The 14,284-nt window shown below is 74.1% G+C and carries 13 protein-coding genes; 4 read left to right on the top strand and 9 right to left on the bottom strand.

The genetic code is table 11. The annotated features are described in order from the left end of the window. Positions 1-33: 33 nt before the first annotated feature. Positions 34-858, bottom strand: coding sequence for a lysophospholipid acyltransferase family protein (locus tag ACIG5E_RS18115; protein ID WP_396534415.1), 825 nt, complete (start codon positions 856-858; stop codon positions 34-36). A 175-nt stretch (positions 859-1,033) separates the two neighbouring features. Here ACIG5E_RS18115 and ACIG5E_RS18110 point away from each other — a divergent pair, with 175 nt between their 5' ends. Continuing rightward, complete coding sequence (locus tag ACIG5E_RS18110) at positions 1,034-1,828, top strand: alpha/beta hydrolase (protein ID WP_396534414.1); 795 nt, start codon at positions 1,034-1,036, stop codon at positions 1,826-1,828. After that, positions 1,821-2,714, top strand: a complete 894-nt coding sequence (locus ACIG5E_RS18105; protein WP_396534413.1) for a hypothetical protein — start codon at positions 1,821-1,823, stop codon at positions 2,712-2,714. Before ACIG5E_RS18110 ends, ACIG5E_RS18105 begins: the two co-directional genes overlap by 8 nt. Before the next feature lie 15 nt (positions 2,715-2,729). Here the strand turns inward: ACIG5E_RS18105 and ACIG5E_RS18100 are convergent, their stop codons facing one another. The 5 genes from ACIG5E_RS18100 to ACIG5E_RS18080 all read right to left on the bottom strand — a co-directional run bounded on the left by ACIG5E_RS18100 (position 2,730) and on the right by ACIG5E_RS18080 (position 6,961). After that, the gene (locus tag ACIG5E_RS18100; protein ID WP_396534412.1) at positions 2,730-3,476 is read right to left on the bottom strand and encodes an endonuclease/exonuclease/phosphatase family protein; all 747 of its coding nucleotides are present in this window, start codon (positions 3,474-3,476) and stop codon (positions 2,730-2,732) included. Positions 3,477-3,664: 188 nt separating this feature from the next. Next, positions 3,665-4,606, bottom strand: a complete 942-nt coding sequence (locus ACIG5E_RS18095; protein ID WP_396534411.1) for an ROK family glucokinase — start codon at positions 4,604-4,606, stop codon at positions 3,665-3,667. Positions 4,607-4,798: 192 nt separating this feature from the next. Further along, positions 4,799-5,212 (bottom strand): DUF5304 family protein, encoded by a 414-nt coding sequence (locus tag ACIG5E_RS18090; protein WP_396534410.1) that lies wholly within the window; start codon positions 5,210-5,212, stop codon positions 4,799-4,801. Positions 5,213-5,319: 107 nt separating this feature from the next. Next, positions 5,320-6,492, bottom strand: coding sequence for an ArsA family ATPase (locus ACIG5E_RS18085; RefSeq protein ID WP_396534409.1), 1,173 nt, complete (start codon positions 6,490-6,492; stop codon positions 5,320-5,322). Between the two features lie 34 nt (positions 6,493-6,526). Next, entirely contained in the window at positions 6,527-6,961 is a 435-nt protein-coding gene (locus ACIG5E_RS18080; protein WP_396534408.1) for an SRPBCC family protein, read from the bottom strand. A 324-nt stretch (positions 6,962-7,285) separates the two neighbouring features. Between ACIG5E_RS18080 and ACIG5E_RS18075 the strand changes: the two genes are divergently transcribed. Then, positions 7,286-9,079 (top strand): AMP-dependent synthetase/ligase, encoded by a 1,794-nt coding sequence (locus ACIG5E_RS18075; RefSeq protein WP_396534407.1) that lies wholly within the window; start codon positions 7,286-7,288, stop codon positions 9,077-9,079. Positions 9,080-9,150: 71 nt separating this feature from the next. On the opposite strand, the gene ACIG5E_RS18070 is transcribed toward ACIG5E_RS18075, so the two are convergent. Then, complete coding sequence (locus tag ACIG5E_RS18070; RefSeq protein ID WP_396534406.1) at positions 9,151-10,287, bottom strand: glycosyltransferase family 4 protein; 1,137 nt, start codon at positions 10,285-10,287, stop codon at positions 9,151-9,153. Positions 10,288-10,499: 212 nt separating this feature from the next. On the opposite strand from ACIG5E_RS18070, the gene ACIG5E_RS18065 reads away from it, so the two are divergent. Next, the gene (locus ACIG5E_RS18065; RefSeq protein ID WP_396534405.1) at positions 10,500-11,855 is read left to right on the top strand and encodes a glycosyltransferase 87 family protein; all 1,356 of its coding nucleotides are present in this window, start codon (positions 10,500-10,502) and stop codon (positions 11,853-11,855) included. Positions 11,856-11,901: 46 nt separating this feature from the next. Here ACIG5E_RS18065 and ACIG5E_RS18060 read toward each other — a convergent pair whose 3' ends face one another. Together ACIG5E_RS18060 and ACIG5E_RS18055 are read right to left on the bottom strand one after the other, a co-directional pair. Then, the gene (locus ACIG5E_RS18060; RefSeq protein ID WP_396534404.1) at positions 11,902-13,068 is read right to left on the bottom strand and encodes a hypothetical protein; all 1,167 of its coding nucleotides are present in this window, start codon (positions 13,066-13,068) and stop codon (positions 11,902-11,904) included. A gap of 38 nt (positions 13,069-13,106) precedes the next feature. Continuing rightward, positions 13,107-14,153 carry an NlpC/P60 family protein gene (locus ACIG5E_RS18055; protein ID WP_396534403.1) on the bottom strand — a complete coding sequence of 349 codons (1,047 nt, stop codon included), beginning with the start codon at positions 14,151-14,153 and terminating at the stop codon, positions 13,107-13,109. Positions 14,154-14,284 lie beyond the last annotated feature (131 nt).

The raw sequence follows: 14,284 nt of genomic DNA, 5'->3' as shown, positions 1-14,284 counted from the left end.
GTCCCGGCCCCTCCCCTGGACCCGTCCGGGTCGTCAGGCCGACCCGGTGCCCTTCTGTTCCTGCTGGTCCTGCTGTTCGGCCTTCTCGGCTTCGGCGGCCTTCTCCGCTTCGGCGGCCTCGGCCTTCTCCGCCTTGGCGGCGGCCCGGCGCTCGGCGTCGGCCTTCTTCTTCTCGTCGGAGATCTGCCGCTTGGCCGCGGTCGCGTAGATGTCCACGTACTCCTGGCCGGAGAGCCGCATGATCTCGTACATCACCTCGTCCGTCACCGAACGGAGGATGAAGCGGTCGTTCTCCATGCCGTGGTAGCGGGAGAAGTCCAGCGGGCGGCCGATCCGGATGCCCGGGCGGATGCCGAAGTTCGGGACCACCTGGCCGGGCGGCTGCACCTTCTCGGTGTCGATCATGGCGACCGGGATGACCGGGGCGCCGGTGGCCAGCGCGACGCGGGCCAGGCCGCCGACCTTGCCGCGGTACAGCTTGCCGTCGGGCGAGCGGGTGCCCTCCGGGTAGACGCCGAACAGCTCGCCGCGGTCCAGCACCGCGATGGCGCTGCGGATCGCGGCCTCACCGGCGCCGCGCACGCCCGAGCGGTCCACCGGCAGCTGGCCGACGCCCTTGAAGAAGGCGGCGGTCAGCCGGCCCTTGAGGCCCGGGGTGTTGAAGTACTCAGCCTTCGCGATGAAGGTCACCCGGCGCTTGATCAGCGCGGGGAAGAAGAACGAGTCCGAGAAGGACAGGTGGTTGCTCGCGATGATCGCCGCACCCTCGGTGGGGATGTTCTCCTCACCCTCGATCCACGGCCGGAAGAAGATCCGAAGCAGTGGCGCGACGATCATCTTCATCAGTCGGTAGAACAACCCGGGCCTCCTGTTATGCGGACCGGTCGATCCTAATGCCCCGCGGCCGTCGGCTGTGCCCGGGCCCGCCGTAGGGGGTGTACGTCCCGGCTCGGAGCGTGGGACGATGCGGATTCCCGCAGCTCCCCTCCCAGCGTCCCTCCCCCAGCGCCACCCGCCCGCGAAGGAGTCCGCCATGCCGCTGCTGCCCGGTGCCGAACCGTACCGCCACCGCGGCGGACCGGTCGGGGTGCTGCTCTGCCACGGCTTCACCGGGTCGCCGCAGTCGCTGCGGCCGTGGGCCGAGGAGCTGGCGGCGGCCGGGTTCACCGTCTCCCTCCCGTTGCTGCCGGGGCACGGCACCCGTTGGCAGGACATGCAGGTCACCCGGTGGGAGGACTGGTACGCGGAGGTCGAGCGCGAGCTGCTGACCCTCACCGAGGAGTGCGAGCAGGTCTTCGTCTGCGCGCTGTCGATGGGCGGCGCCCTCGCGCTGCGGCTGGCCGCGCTGCACGGCCCGACGGTGTCCGGGCTGGTGCTGGTCAACCCGTCGGTGCGCTCGGACAACCCCGCGGGAGTGCTGCTCCCGGTGCTCCGGCACCTCGTCCCGAGCATCCCGGGGATCGCGAACGACATCCACAAGCCGGGCGCCCAGGAGCTCGGTTACGACCGGACGCCGCTGCACGCCGCCTGGTCGCTCGGCCGGCTGTGGCAGGAGGTCCGGCGGCGGCTGCCCGAGGTGACCCAGCCCGTGCTGCTCTTCCACAGCCCGCAGGACCACGTCGTCTCGCCGGCCAACTCGGAACTGGTGCTGGCCCGGATATCCTCGACCGACGTGACGGAGCGGCTGTGCCAACGCAGCTTCCACGTCGCGACGCTGGACCACGACGCGGCGGAAATATTCGCGGCGAGCCAGGACTTCATCCGACGGCTGGCTCCCGCGCACGCCGCGGGGGCGGACAGGGCCGAATCCGACGATCACCATGGCTGAAGGGCCGGAAGTGCACGAGAGCAGCACGGCGGGCAGCGGGGACGAGAAGCCCCGCGAGGACGGCGCGCGGACGGACGGAGCGCCGACGGACGCCACCGCCCAGGGGGATGCCGCCGTCGAGGGGAACCCGACCGTCCCGGGCAACGCCACCGTCCACGGGGACGGCACCGTTCAGGGCGGCACCGTTCAGGGCGGCACCGTCCAGGGCGGCGGTGTCCAGGGCACCGCCCAGGGCGGCACCGCGGCGAGCGGCCGGGGAGCCGACGGCGCCGCGGCGGCCGCGCCCACCGGGGAGGCCCCCGAAACGGACGCCCCCGCGCCCGTGGAGCCCCGCCCGCGCCGCAGCGCCCCCGAGCGCAGCCAGGCCGAGCAGGACGCGATCTTCGCCGCGCTGGTCGCCCAGTTCGACGACCCGGTCGACCTCACCAACCCCAACTGGCCGGAGGTCGAGAACCTCCGCGCTCAGAACGAGCTCAAGGGCGGCTTCAAGGACGGCCTCGGCCCCAAGGCCGGCCAGGGCGACCCGGACGACCTCTCCGACCTCGCCCCGCAGCCCCGCTCCCGCTCCGGCCGCCCCGTGCTCCCGGCCGCCGGCTCGGGCCCGCGCGACTTCGAGCTGGCCGAGGAGACCGACGAGGGCCACTACGTCCCGCCGGAGCCCCCGCCGCTGCCGCCCGCCGACGTGACCGCCAAGTTCGCCTGGCTGGCGGTGCTCGGCGGCCCGGCCCTGCTGCTGATCGACGCGGTGGTGTGGCGGGAGATCTCCGGCTGGCCCGCCTGGGTCGGGGTCACCGCCTTCCTCGGCGGCTTCGTCACCCTGGTCGCCCGGATGAAGGACCGCGACGAGGACGAACCGGACGACCCGGACAACGGCGCGGTGGTCTGAGGCCTTGAACACGCCCTAGTCCTCGGGCAGTTCGATGACCGCCAGCACCGGCAGGTGGTCGGTCGCGGCCCGCAGATCGGCCTCGGTGACGCCGGGCAGCCCGTGCGGCACCCCGCAGCCGAGGACGGTGATCCCGGGCGTGGCGAAGACGGCGTCGATCCGCTGGTAGGGGTTCTCGGGGACGGACGTGAACTCACCGCCCCAGGGCGCCGTCGGGTAGCCGTCCCACATCCGCGAGGCCAGCAGCTGCCAGCCCGGCCCGTCCGGGTGCTCGTTGAAGTCCCCTGCCACGACGCCCTGTTCGGCGATCGCCAGCTGGTCGAGCAGCAACTCGAACTGCCCGTGGCGCTCCTCGGCGTCCAGGCTGAGGTGGCAGCTGGTGACGGTGAACGGCGCGGCGCCGGGCACCCGCAGCAGCGCGGTGGCGAAGCCGCGCGCGTGCAGGCCGCGGGTCTTGGGCAGCAGCCGGTCGTACACGCCGAGCACCTCCACCGCGCCGGGGCGGCCGAGCAGCAGCGGCCCCGCGGCGGTCCGGCCGCCCCCGGCCAGCACCACCGTCCCGGTGCTCCGGGCCAGCCAGGCCGCCTGGCCCTCGGGGCGCCAGTAGCGCGGCGACTCCTGGACGCAGACCAGGTCGGGCGCGCAGGCCCGGATCACCCGCACCAGCGCCCGCCGGTCGTCGCGCAACGAGCGGATGTTGTAGCTGAGCAGGCGCAGCCGGCGCGGGCCGCCCGGCGGCGGAGCGATGGGCGCGGCGGTCATGTCACGGTCCTCCCCTGTGCGGTGTCACTGGGAAGGACGGTAGGGCGTGTCCGACCGTTCGCGTCGGATCAGCGCGCGCCCGGCGGGAACGGTCAGACACGCCCAACGACGGCGGCGGTGCGTCCGGGATTGGTCGGGGCCCGGTCGCACCGCCGCCGGCGGGTCTGGCGAAGGAGGGGGAGTGACGGTCAGGTGCGGGCGAGGTCCGCCGCGCCGACGATGCCGGCCGCGGAGCCCATCGAGGCGAGTACGACCTCGGCGCGCGGGCGGTGCACCCCCCCGGTCAGGTAGTGCTCGAAGGCCTTGGCGACCGGGTCGAGCAGCAGTCGGCCGGAGTCGGAGACGCCGCCGCCGAGGACGAACACGCCCGGGTCGAACAGCGCGGCGAGGTCGGCCATGCCGCGGCCCAGCCAGTCGGACAGCTCGGCGTAGCACTCCAGGGCGAGCGGGTCGCCGCCCTCGGCCGCCTCGGTGATGTGGATGCCGCGGATGGTCTCGGCGACGCCGTCGTTGAGCTCCAGCATCCGCCGGCCGCGCACCGGGTCGGCCGCGGCCTTCTCCCGGCCGTAGCGGCGCAGCGCGCGCCCGGAGCCGTACTGCTCCCAGCAGCCCTTGCCGCCGCAGCCGCACTGCAGGCCGTCCGGGACCATGTTGAGGTGGCCGATCTCGCCGGCCACGCCGAAGCGGCCGCGGTGCAGCCGCCCGTCGAGGACGATGCCGCCGCCGATGCCGGTGCCGACGGTGATCAGCACCATGTCCTGGTGGCCGGCGGCCGCGCCGAAGCGGAACTCGGCCCAGGCGGCGCAGTTGGCGTCGTTCTCGACCACCGTGGACAGGCCGGTGAGCTCCTCGATCCGGCCGCGCAGCGGCTCGTTCTCCCAGTCGATGTTGGGCGCGAAGATCACCGTGGAGCGGTTGCTGTCGACGAAGCCGGGGGCACCGACGCCGACCGCGGTGACGTCGGGGTGCTGCTCCTTGAGCTCGCGCACGGCCTGCGCGATGGCGTCGACCGCCCACTGGGGGTCGGCCGGGGTGGGGACCCGGGTCCGCGCCAGGATCGCACCCGCATCGTCGACCACGCCTGCCGCGATCTTGGTCCCGCCGACATCGACGCCGATGGTCAGAGCCATGTGTCCCTCAGCTATTCACTCGTTCCCGCTGGACGGAACGGTACCGCCCAACCCAGCCCCCGTACACAGCCTCGCATACATTATCCGAAGACAATTCTGGGAAAACCGGGCCGCTAAGCTTCAAAAGTCTTATCTAATCTCCTTCTTAGTGACGCACGAGAGCAACGCGATCACCCTCCGAAGGTTACGGATTCACTGCTTGGCGGATGTCCCGTCAGTCCCGCCGGCCCCGTCGGCACCCCCGGCCCGGCCGGGCTCGTCGAGGTCGATCTTCTCCACCGGCGCCCCGTCCCCGGCGGTCCAGCGCTGCTCGTGCCCGGCCACCGCGGCCCGGTACGCGGCCAGCAGCTCGGCACCCGCGGCGGCCAGCCCGGAGCCGGCCGCGGCGAGGTGGGAGTAGACCTCCGGCTGCTGGGTGCGCAGGCGGTCGGCCAGCCCGGAGAGGGCGATCAGGGTGGTGGCGCTGGTCTCCTGCGCCTTCTCGCCGACGGTGGTGGCGAACCGGCGCACCTCGTCGACCAGCGGGCCCAGCTCCGGCCCGAACGGGTGGGACTGCCCGCTCCCCTGCTCCGTGCCGGGCTCGGTACGGTCGTCGGTGCTGGTCATCGCGGGCGCCTCCTCAGCCGTGGCCGCACCCCGCGGCCCTGAGGCCCGACGCTACCCGACCGGCGACACCGGTCGGCCCCGCTGATCGGCCGGGGTCGAAAAGCCCGTCAGCCCTGCGGCCAGAGCGAAGGGTCGGGCGCGAACCGCACCGACAGCACGCCCTCGTGCAGCCCCGCCCCGGCGACCGTGCAGCGGCGCAGCGCGGCGGGCAGCGGGAGCACCCGGCGGTGGGCGCCGAGGCCGACCACCAGGTCGTCGCCCCGGCGGACCAGGTCCAGCCCGGCGCGGTCGGCGCCGGGCAGGTCGAGGTGCCAGACCAGCAGGCCGTCCTCGGCGAGCCGGTCCTCGACCGGCCAGGGCTCCGGGTCCAGCCGCCCGGGGCCGGGCCCGTCCCCGTACAGGCGGTCGGCGACGGCCTCCAGGGTGCCCTCGGCCAGGCCGGTGAGCAGTACCGGGGCGTCGGTCTCGGCGGTGAGCCGGTCCAGCTCCTCCTGGCGGCGGCGGGCCAGCGCGGCCAGCCAGGGGTCGGGCGAGGCGAGGGCGGCCGGCGGCAGCGCGCCGTGCACCACGACGGCGTCCGGCCGGTGCCCGTACAGCGCGAGCCCGGCCCGGATCCGCCGCAGTTCGTCGTACGGGTGGCCGTCGGCCGGCACGACCAGGCGCACGCTGGTGCCCGGGTCGCTGATCGCGGCGCGGGACTCGGCGAGCACCGCGGCGGCCTTGGTGCGCCCCTCGTACAGCCACTCGGCGGGCATCGGGACGCCGGCCAGCCCGGCCAGCAGCGGGCGCAGCGCGCGGGCGGCCTGCCGCTGCTCGGGGACCAGCCGGTCCAGGTAGCGGGCCAGTTGCTCGGGCAGGGCGAGGGTGGCGATCAGCTCGGCGGGCGGCGGGGCGAGCACCACCAGGACGTCCTGGTCGGCGGCGGGCAGGGCGCGCAGCAGGGCGAGCCGGGCGATGCCGGGGAGGGCGGTCAGCTCCTCGGGGTCGAGCTGTTCGGCGCCGAGCAGGTCGAGGGCGGGCTTGAGCCGGCCGGTGAGCTCGCCGACGGCGTAGCGGAAGGCGGCCTGCTCGTCGATCCGGGAGACCGTCAGGCCCGGCGCGTAGCGGAGCGGTTCGGGTTCCAGCCGGGTGCCGAGGACGGCGTCCAGGGTGCGGTGCGGGTCGTCGGCGGCCAGCAGCCAGGTGCGGTGGCCGCTCCGGGCGGCGTGCAGGGCGGTGGCGGCGGCCACGGTGGGCGCGCCCGTGTCACCGCTGACCAGGATGGTGCGCGTCGCCGTCATGCCGTCAGCCCCCGTTCCGCCGTGCCGCTCCCCGTCAGCCCTCGACGCGCTTCTTCAGGCCGTCCAGCGCGCGGTCGATGATGACCTTCTCGGCCTTGCGCTTGATCATGCCGAGCATCGGGATCTTGACGTCCACGGCGAGCTGGTAGGTGACCTCGGTGCGGCCGCCGGCCAGCGGGGCGAGGGTGTAGGAGCCGTCCAGCGAGCGGAGCATCTGGCTGCGGACGAGGGTCCAGCGGACCTCGCGGTCGCCGTCCCAGGTGTAGGAGAGGGTGTGCTCGTCGCGGATGGCACCGGCGTCCAGCAGCAGCCGGACCTCGGCGGCGCGGCCGTCCTCGGCGGTCTCCAGGACCTCGATTTCCTTGACCTCACCGGTCCAGGCCGGGTAGGCGGCGAAGTCGGCGATCACGGCCATGACCTCGGCCGGGGTCGCGTCGATGGTGATGCTCGACCTGGTGTGCTCCGCCATGGAATGGCCCTCCGTGTCGTCCCTCTGCCTGCCGGTCCGGTCGGGGCGCGCTCGACCCGCTCCGCCCGGAGCAGGCTATCGCGACCGGCGATCGACTCGGCCGCGCGGGCACCGGCGGCGGGCGGTGCGGGGCGGGCGGCGGGGCACGCTACCGACCGGTCACCGATGGGCTGCCGTAGGGTGCCAGTCGAACGACCCGGTCACGGCCTGGTCCGACCCGGCCGGGTGTGACACTTCGAACACCGGGGCCGACCCCCCTGGTCGAAGCTGCCTACCGGGCAGTAACGTCCTGCCGTCCCGCAGCGTCGCGAACGAGGAGCAGTCTTGCTCGACTTCAGCCTTCCGGCCCTCTACCAGGTACCGAGCGGCGGTAACCTCTCCGACCCTGTGCACCGGAACGCCGAGGAGCACCCGGACGTCGCGGTGCTCAGCCGGAAGGTGGACGGCCACTGGCAGGAATTGACCTCGGTCCAGTTCCTCGCCGAGGTGCACGCCGCGGCGAAGGGCCTGATCGCCGCGGGCATCGAACCTGGCGACCGGGTGGGCATCATGTCCCGCACCCGGTACGAGTGGACGCTGCTGGACTTCGCGATCTGGACGGCCGGCGCGATCACCGTGCCGGTGTACGAGACCTCCTCCGCCGAGCAGGTCGAGTGGATCCTCGGGAACTCGGGCGCGGTCGCCGTCCTGACCGAGACCGACCAGCACGTCAAGGTGGTCGGCGAGGTCCGCGACCGCCTGCCTGAGCTGAAGCACACCTGGCAGATCGAGGGCGGCGCGCTCGCCGCGCTGGCCGAGGCCGGCCGGGACGTCCCGGACGCGACGGTGCAGGAGCGCCGCTCGATCGCCGGCCCCGACGACATCGCCACCATCGTCTACACCTCGGGCACCACCGGCCGCCCGAAGGGCTGTCAGCTGACCCACGGCAACTTCCTCGCCGAGTGCGGCAACGTGGTCGAGCGCCTGGCCCCGCTGTTCCGCACCGGCGACAGCTCCGTCCTGCTCTTCCTGCCGCTGGCCCACGTGCTCGGCCGGATCGCCGAGATCGCGCCGGCGATGGCCCCGATCAAGCTGGGCCACGTCTCCGACATCAAGGACGTCACCGCCGAGCTGGCCGCCTTCAAACCGAGCCTGATCCTGGGCGTGCCCAGAGTGTTCGAGAAGGTCTACAACACCGCCCGCGCCAAGGCCCAGGCCGACGGCAAGGGCAAGATCTTCGACAAGGCCGCCGAGACGGCGATCGCCTACAGCCGGGCGCTGGACAGCGGCGGCGCGGGCCTGGTCCTGCGGCTCAAGCACGCGGTGTTCGACAAGCTGGTCTACAGCAAGCTGCGCGCCGCCCTCGGCGGCCGCGCCACCCACGCGATCTCCGGCGGCGCCCCGCTCGGCGAGCGGCTCGGCCACTTCTACCGGGGCATCGGCTTCACCGTCCTGGAGGGCTACGGCCTGACCGAGACCTGCGCGGCCACCGCCTTCAACCCGTGGGACAAGCCGAAGATCGGTACGGTCGGCCAGCCGGTCCCCGGCGCCTCCGTCCGGATCGCCGAGGACGGCGAGGTCTACTTCAAGGGCCCGCACGTCTTCACCGGCTACTGGAACAACCCGCAGGCCACCGCCGACACCCTCAAGGACGGCTGGATGGCCACCGGCGACCTCGGCTCGCTGGACTCCGAGGGCTACCTGACCATCACCGGCCGCAAGAAGGAGATCATCGTCACCGCCGGCGGCAAGAACGTCGCCCCGGCCGTGATCGAGGACCGGATCCGCGCCCACGCCCTGGTCGGCGAGGTCATGGTGGTCGGCGACCGCAAGCCCTTCATCGCCTGCCTGATCACCGTCGACCCGGACTTCTTCCCGAAGTGGAAGGAGCTCAACGGCAAGCCCGCCACCGCCACCGTCGCCGAGCTCGCCGACGACCCGGACCTGCTGGCCGCCCTGCAGACCGCGGTGGACGACGGCAACGCGGCCGTCTCGCACGCCGAGGCGGTCAAGAAGTTCCGCCTGCTGGACACCGAGTTCTCCGAGGAGAGCGGCCACCTGACGCCCTCGCTCAAGCTCAAGCGCAACGTCGTGCTCAAGGACTATGCCGCCGAGATCGAGGCGCTGTACCGGAAGTAGTCACGGACGCGGACGGGCCCGCCTCCCTCCCGGGGAGGCGGGCCCGTCCATGTCCCCGGCCGTCGGCCGCCTCAGGCCGCCAGCAGCGAGGTCAGCCGCCCGGCCAGCAGGTCCCAGCGCCAGGAGCGCTCCACCCAGCGCCGCCCGGCCTCGCCCATCCGCCGCCGCAGCTCCTCGTCCCCCAGCAGCCGGACGATCCGCTCCGCGGCCGCCGCGGCCGAGCCGCCCGGCACCACGTACCCGGTCTCGCCCTCCAGCACCGCGTCCGGGGCCCCGCCGGAGTCCCCCGCGACCACCGGCAGGCCGGTCGCCGAGGCCTCCAGGTAGACGATCCCCAGGCCCTCCACGTCCAGGCCGCCGCGCCGGGTCCGGCAGGGCATCGCGAAGACGTCCCCGGCCCCGTAGTGGGCGGGCAGCTCCTCCCAGGGCACCGAGCCGGTGAACCGCACCGAGGCCCGTACGCCCTTGGCGTCCGCCAGCTTCTCCAGGTCCGCCCGGTACGGCCCGCCGCCGACGATCAGCAGCACCGCGTCCGGCACGTCCGCCAGGATCTGCGGCATCGCCTCGATCAGGGTGTCCTGGCCCTTGCGCGGCACCAGCCGGGAGACGCAGACCACCACCGGCCGGTCGGCCAGCCCCAGCCGCCGGCGCACCTCGGCGCCCCCCGAGGCCGGGTGGAAGGTCGACTCGTCCACGCCCGGCGGCAGCTGCACCATCCGGGCCGCGGCCCGCGGCCCGACCGCGGCGGCGATCCGCGAGCGGGTGTACTCGCCCAGGTACGTGAGCACGTCGGTGCCCGCCCCGATCCGCCGCAGCAGCTGCCGGGAGCCCGGCAGCTGGGCCCAGGCGGCCTCGTGCCCGTGGGTCATGCCGAGCAGCCGCCCGGCCCCGGCCCGGCGCAGCGTGGGCGCCATCAGACCGAGCGGGGCGGCGGCGCCGAACCAGACCGAGTCGCACTTCTCTGCACGCAGGATCTCGGCGGCCCGCCGGGTGACCCGGGGTGTGGGAACCATCACCTTCGTCCGGTCCCGGATCACCGGGAACGGCTGCTCGGCGTCGAAGCGCCGCACCTCGGTGCCGTCCCGCCAGGTCGAGGCGTACACCACGATGCTCCCGGCAGGCTGACGGACAGCCATGTTGTGCACGAAGGCCTGGATGCCTCCCGGGCGGGGCGGGAAGTCATTGGTGACGATCAAGGTTCTGTGCATCAGGCCACGGCTCGCTCGGTCGGGGGGTGCTCGGTGTACCGCTGGGTGATCCGTACGATAGGTCAACACCATGACCCGCCGGGAACGGAACCGCACACGGCAACCGTTTGACCCCCGGGTCAGTCCTAGTACCTAGGCCGCGGATGCGGCGGCCCGGGCGTCCGTCAGTACGACGCCTCCGGTGAGGACGTCGAGACGAACGAGGGAGCGCAGTGGAGTTGGCCCCGGCCACCGAGTCCGGTACTTCGCGCGGCCGCCTCGGCCGCCCGCTCGGGGCGCTCGCCGCCCTCGGGGCGACCTGGGTGGCCACCCGCACCGTACTGGTGCTGCTGATGACCGGAGTGCTGAAGTCGCCCGGCGGCGACGTCACGGCCGACGTCTGGATGATCTACCACGCCTGGTACGGCGTGCTGCAGACCGGCACCTTCCCGTTCGACGACGTGACCTGGCAGTACCCGCCCGGCGCCGCCCTGGTGATCCTGCTGCCGGGCCTGCTGCCCTGGTCGTACCTGACCTCGTTCTGGGTGATCTGCGGCATCGCCGACGCCGCCGCGGCCGCGCTGCTGATCCGCACCGGCCTGCGCCGGGGCCGGGCGCTGACCGGCGCCTGGATGTGGGTGGTCGGCGTGCCGCTGCTCGGCCCGATGATCTACAACCGCTTCGACCTCCTGGTCACCGCGCTCACCCTGGCCGGCCTGCTCGCCCTGATCCGCCGCCCGGCGGTCGGCGGGCTGCTGCTGGGCCTTGGCGGCATCGTCAAGGTCTGGCCGCTGCTCGGCCTGATCGGCACCCCGTCCGGCCGCCGCACCCGCCGCTCCTGGACTCTGGCCGCGGCCACCGCCGTCTCGGTGGGCTTCCTGCTCGCGGCCGGGATGAACGGCGCCTTCGGCTTCCTGGCCTTCCAGAAGGACCGCGGCATCGAGGTCGAGTCGGTCGGCGCCCTGCCGCTGCACCTCGCCCGGATCGCCGGTGGCTGGAACGGCAGGGTCACCATGAACTACGGCTCCCCCGAGATGCTCGGGCCGTGGGTCAGCGTGATCAGCAAGGTGATGATGGCCGGCACCGTGCTGGGCTTCCTCTGGCTGCTGCTGTGGCGCTTCACCGCCCGTCGCCGCAACGCGGCCACCATGTACGACGCGGCGCTGTGCGCGCTGCTGATCTTCGTGGTGACCAGCCGGGTGATCAGCCCGCAGTACCTGGTCTGGCTGATCGGCGTGGCGGCGGTCTGCCTGACCGTGCGCGGCACCAGCCAGCGGCCGGTGGCGCTGCTGATCCTGCTCGCCTGCCCGCTCACCCTGCTCGAGTTCCCGACCATGTTCACCCAGGTCCTGAACAGCGAGCCGCTGGCGATCACCGTGCTGGGCCTGCGCAACCTGCTGCTGCTGACCGCCACCGTGCTCTCCTGCATCCGGCTCTGGCGCTCCACCCGCGCCGCGACGCCCCTGCCGCCCACCGTGGTGCTGTCCGAGCCCGCCGCGCTGCCGCCCGCCTCCGCCTACCCGGTCCGCCCGGGCATCGCCTACGAGCAGGACCTGCTGGACGGCATCGACCACCCGGCCGGCCGCTAGGGCGTGTCTGACAATTCCCGCCGGGCGCGCGACGCCGGGGCACGCCCTACTTCCTCAACGCTTGCACGTCGGCCAGCCAGAGCCCGGTGAACTCGGCCAGGCCGACGCCCAGTTCGCCGCGCAGCAGCCGGTCGGTACGGCGTTCCCGGTCCTCGCTCTGCCCGTCGGCCGCGCCGACCGCCCGGTAGAAGGCGACCAGCCGCTCGGTCCCGTACCGGCGGGCGATCAGGTCGCAGGCGAGCCAGGCCTGCTCGTAGGCCTGGGCGATGCCGGTGGCTCCCGCGGCGAAGTCCCCGTCGGCGGGCAGCGCGGTGGGCAGCTTCCCGGCCGCCACGTCCCGGGTGAGCTCGGGGGCGATCTGCTGCGGGCGGCGCCCGGACTGGCGGTAGGCGGTCCAGTCAGCCACGCCCTCGGAGAGCCACAGCGGGGTCCAGGCCCGGGTGTCGGCCCGGGTCGCGACGTGGGTGGCCTCGTGGGTGACCACCACCTGCCGGCCGAAGTCGCTGAGCCGCCCGAACGCCTCGGGGTTGATCACCACCCGGTCCGCCGGGGTGTGCCAGGGCGCGCCGGGGGCGGCCACGGTGACCGCCGCCATGCCCGTCCAGCCCGCCGGGTCGGCCTCCAGCAGCCGGGCGAACTGCGGCTCGGTGGCGGGCAGTTCGAGCAGCAGCCGGCCGGGCCAGCCGCCGCCCCAGACCTCGCTGACGGCCGGCACCGCCCGGTCCCCCACCGCGACCAGGCCGGCCGGGTCGGGCCCCCCGGCCAGGCCGAGCACCATGCACCGGGCGCCGGGGGCGGTCCGGGCGGGGCCGAGGTCCCACAGCGCCGGGGGTCCGCCCGTGCCCTCCTCGTGCTCGACCCGCCAGCCGCCCCGGTCCCGGACCAGCTCGATCCGGCGCGGGTACACCACCGGGTACTCGTCGTACCCGGTGATCCGCACCGCCAGCTCGACGGACGCGGTCAGCCGCTCGGGCCCGTCGGCCGCCGGGGCTCCCTGCTCGGGCGACAGCACCAGGTTGCGGTACGTCGCCTCGGCCCCCGTGAGCCCGGACCGGACGGGCAGCGAGCGCGCCCGCTCCGCCAGCAGCCCGGCCACCTCGGCGCGCCGGTCGGCCGCCCGCCCGTCCGGCGGCGCCGCCGGGGCGGCCGGGGGCAGCGACAGCTGGGCCAGCCCGCCGGCCGCCAGCAGCAGCGCACCGCGCCGGGACAGCATGCGACCACGTATGTCGGCCTGGCCGGAGGGCGTCGCGCTCAGAGCCGGACCACCCCTGAGACCGGCATCGAGTTGACGCTCTCGTACCGGACCTTGGCGCCCGGGTACGGGGCGTGCACCATCACCCCGCCGCCGGCGTACATCCCGACGTGGTGCATGTCCCGGTAGAAGATCACCAGGTCTCCCGGCCGTGCTTCGGAGAGGCTGATCCGCTGCCCGGCGTACGCCTGGGCCTGCGAGGTCCGCGGCAGGGTCACTCCGGCCTGCCGCCAGCTGTAGTACATCAGACCGGAACAGTCGAAGGCACGGGGTCCGGTGGATCCGTAGACGTAGGGCGAGCCGATCATCCGCACCGCGGCGGCCAGCGCGGCCGCCCCGCGCTCGGAGGCGGGCGGGGCGGTGCCGAGGTCCAGCCGGTCGGTGCCGCGGGTGGCGCGCTGCTCGGCCTCCCGGGCGTCCTGGGCGGCCATCCTGGTCCGCTCGGCGACCCCCAGGCCGTTCAGCAGCTTCTGCGCCGTGGCCAGCCGCTGCTGGATCTGCTGCTTGTTCTCGGCCAGCGAGCGGCGGGCCTGGTCCAGTTCGGCGAGTTTGGCCGCGGTCTCGGTGCGGCGCTGGTCGAGCCGGCGCTGACGGGTGACCAGCTCGTGCAGCGTCTCCTGCTGCCGCTCGGCGGCCTGGCCGAGGGTGCGGGCGCGGGCGAGGTAGGCCGCGGGGTCGGTGGAGAGCATCAGCTGGGCGGTCTGGGTCATCCCGCCGCCCCGGTACTCGGCCCCGGCCACCGTGGCCAGGTCCCCGCGCAGCTGGTTGAGCTGGTCCTGGGCGGCGGCGACCTCGCCCTGCAGGTTCGTGGTCTCGTTCAGGAGCCGCTTCTGCGCCTCCTGCGCGGCGTTGTACTTCTCCGACGCCTGCTCGGCCTCGTCGTACAGCTGCTCGACCTGCGCCTTGACGTCCTTGCGGTCGGGCGTGTCCGGCGCCCCGGGGGCGGCCTGGGCGCTGCCGACGGTCGCCACGCCCAGGGCCGTGGTGGCGGCCGCGGTCAGTACCAGCGCACGGACGAGCAGTTGGGAACGGCGGTGCACGGGCATGGCGGCAGCGGCTCCAGTCCTGCGGCGCGGCCCCGCGGCCGCGCCCCAGTGGGCGGCCGTCGAGCGGGAGTCCGGTGGCAGACGTTAGCGAGTCCGGGCAAGTGAGTCCAAACCCCTCCCGACCCGAATAT

Origin of the sequence: Kitasatospora sp. NPDC053057 (assembly GCF_044546945.1) — a bacterium.
Taxonomy (GTDB): Bacteria; Actinomycetota; Actinomycetes; order Streptomycetales; family Streptomycetaceae; genus Kitasatospora.
This window is presented reverse-complemented; position numbering and strand designations above follow the sequence as displayed.

What these genes read in the sequence shown, in the direction of transcription:
- ACIG5E_RS18110 (WP_396534414.1), top strand. Translation starts at nt 1,034, where the DNA reads ATGCCGCTGCTGCCCGGTGCCGAACCGTACCGCCACCGCGGCGGACCG.
- ACIG5E_RS18105 (WP_396534413.1), top strand. Translation starts at nt 1,821, where the DNA reads ATGGCTGAAGGGCCGGAAGTGCACGAGAGCAGCACGGCGGGCAGCGGG.
- ACIG5E_RS18100 (WP_396534412.1), bottom strand. Translation starts at nt 3,476, where the DNA reads ATGACCGCCGCGCCCATCGCTCCGCCGCCGGGCGGCCCGCGCCGGCTG.
- ACIG5E_RS18095 (WP_396534411.1), bottom strand. Translation starts at nt 4,606, where the DNA reads ATGGCTCTGACCATCGGCGTCGATGTCGGCGGGACCAAGATCGCGGCA.
- ACIG5E_RS18090 (WP_396534410.1), bottom strand. Translation starts at nt 5,212, where the DNA reads ATGACCAGCACCGACGACCGTACCGAGCCCGGCACGGAGCAGGGGAGC.
- ACIG5E_RS18085 (WP_396534409.1), bottom strand. Translation starts at nt 6,492, where the DNA reads ATGACGGCGACGCGCACCATCCTGGTCAGCGGTGACACGGGCGCGCCC.
- ACIG5E_RS18080 (WP_396534408.1), bottom strand. Translation starts at nt 6,961, where the DNA reads ATGGCGGAGCACACCAGGTCGAGCATCACCATCGACGCGACCCCGGCC.
- ACIG5E_RS18070 (WP_396534406.1), bottom strand. Translation starts at nt 10,287, where the DNA reads ATGCACAGAACCTTGATCGTCACCAATGACTTCCCGCCCCGCCCGGGA.
- ACIG5E_RS18060 (WP_396534404.1), bottom strand. Translation starts at nt 13,068, where the DNA reads ATGCTGTCCCGGCGCGGTGCGCTGCTGCTGGCGGCCGGCGGGCTGGCC.
- ACIG5E_RS18055 (WP_396534403.1), bottom strand. Translation starts at nt 14,153, where the DNA reads ATGCCCGTGCACCGCCGTTCCCAACTGCTCGTCCGTGCGCTGGTACTG.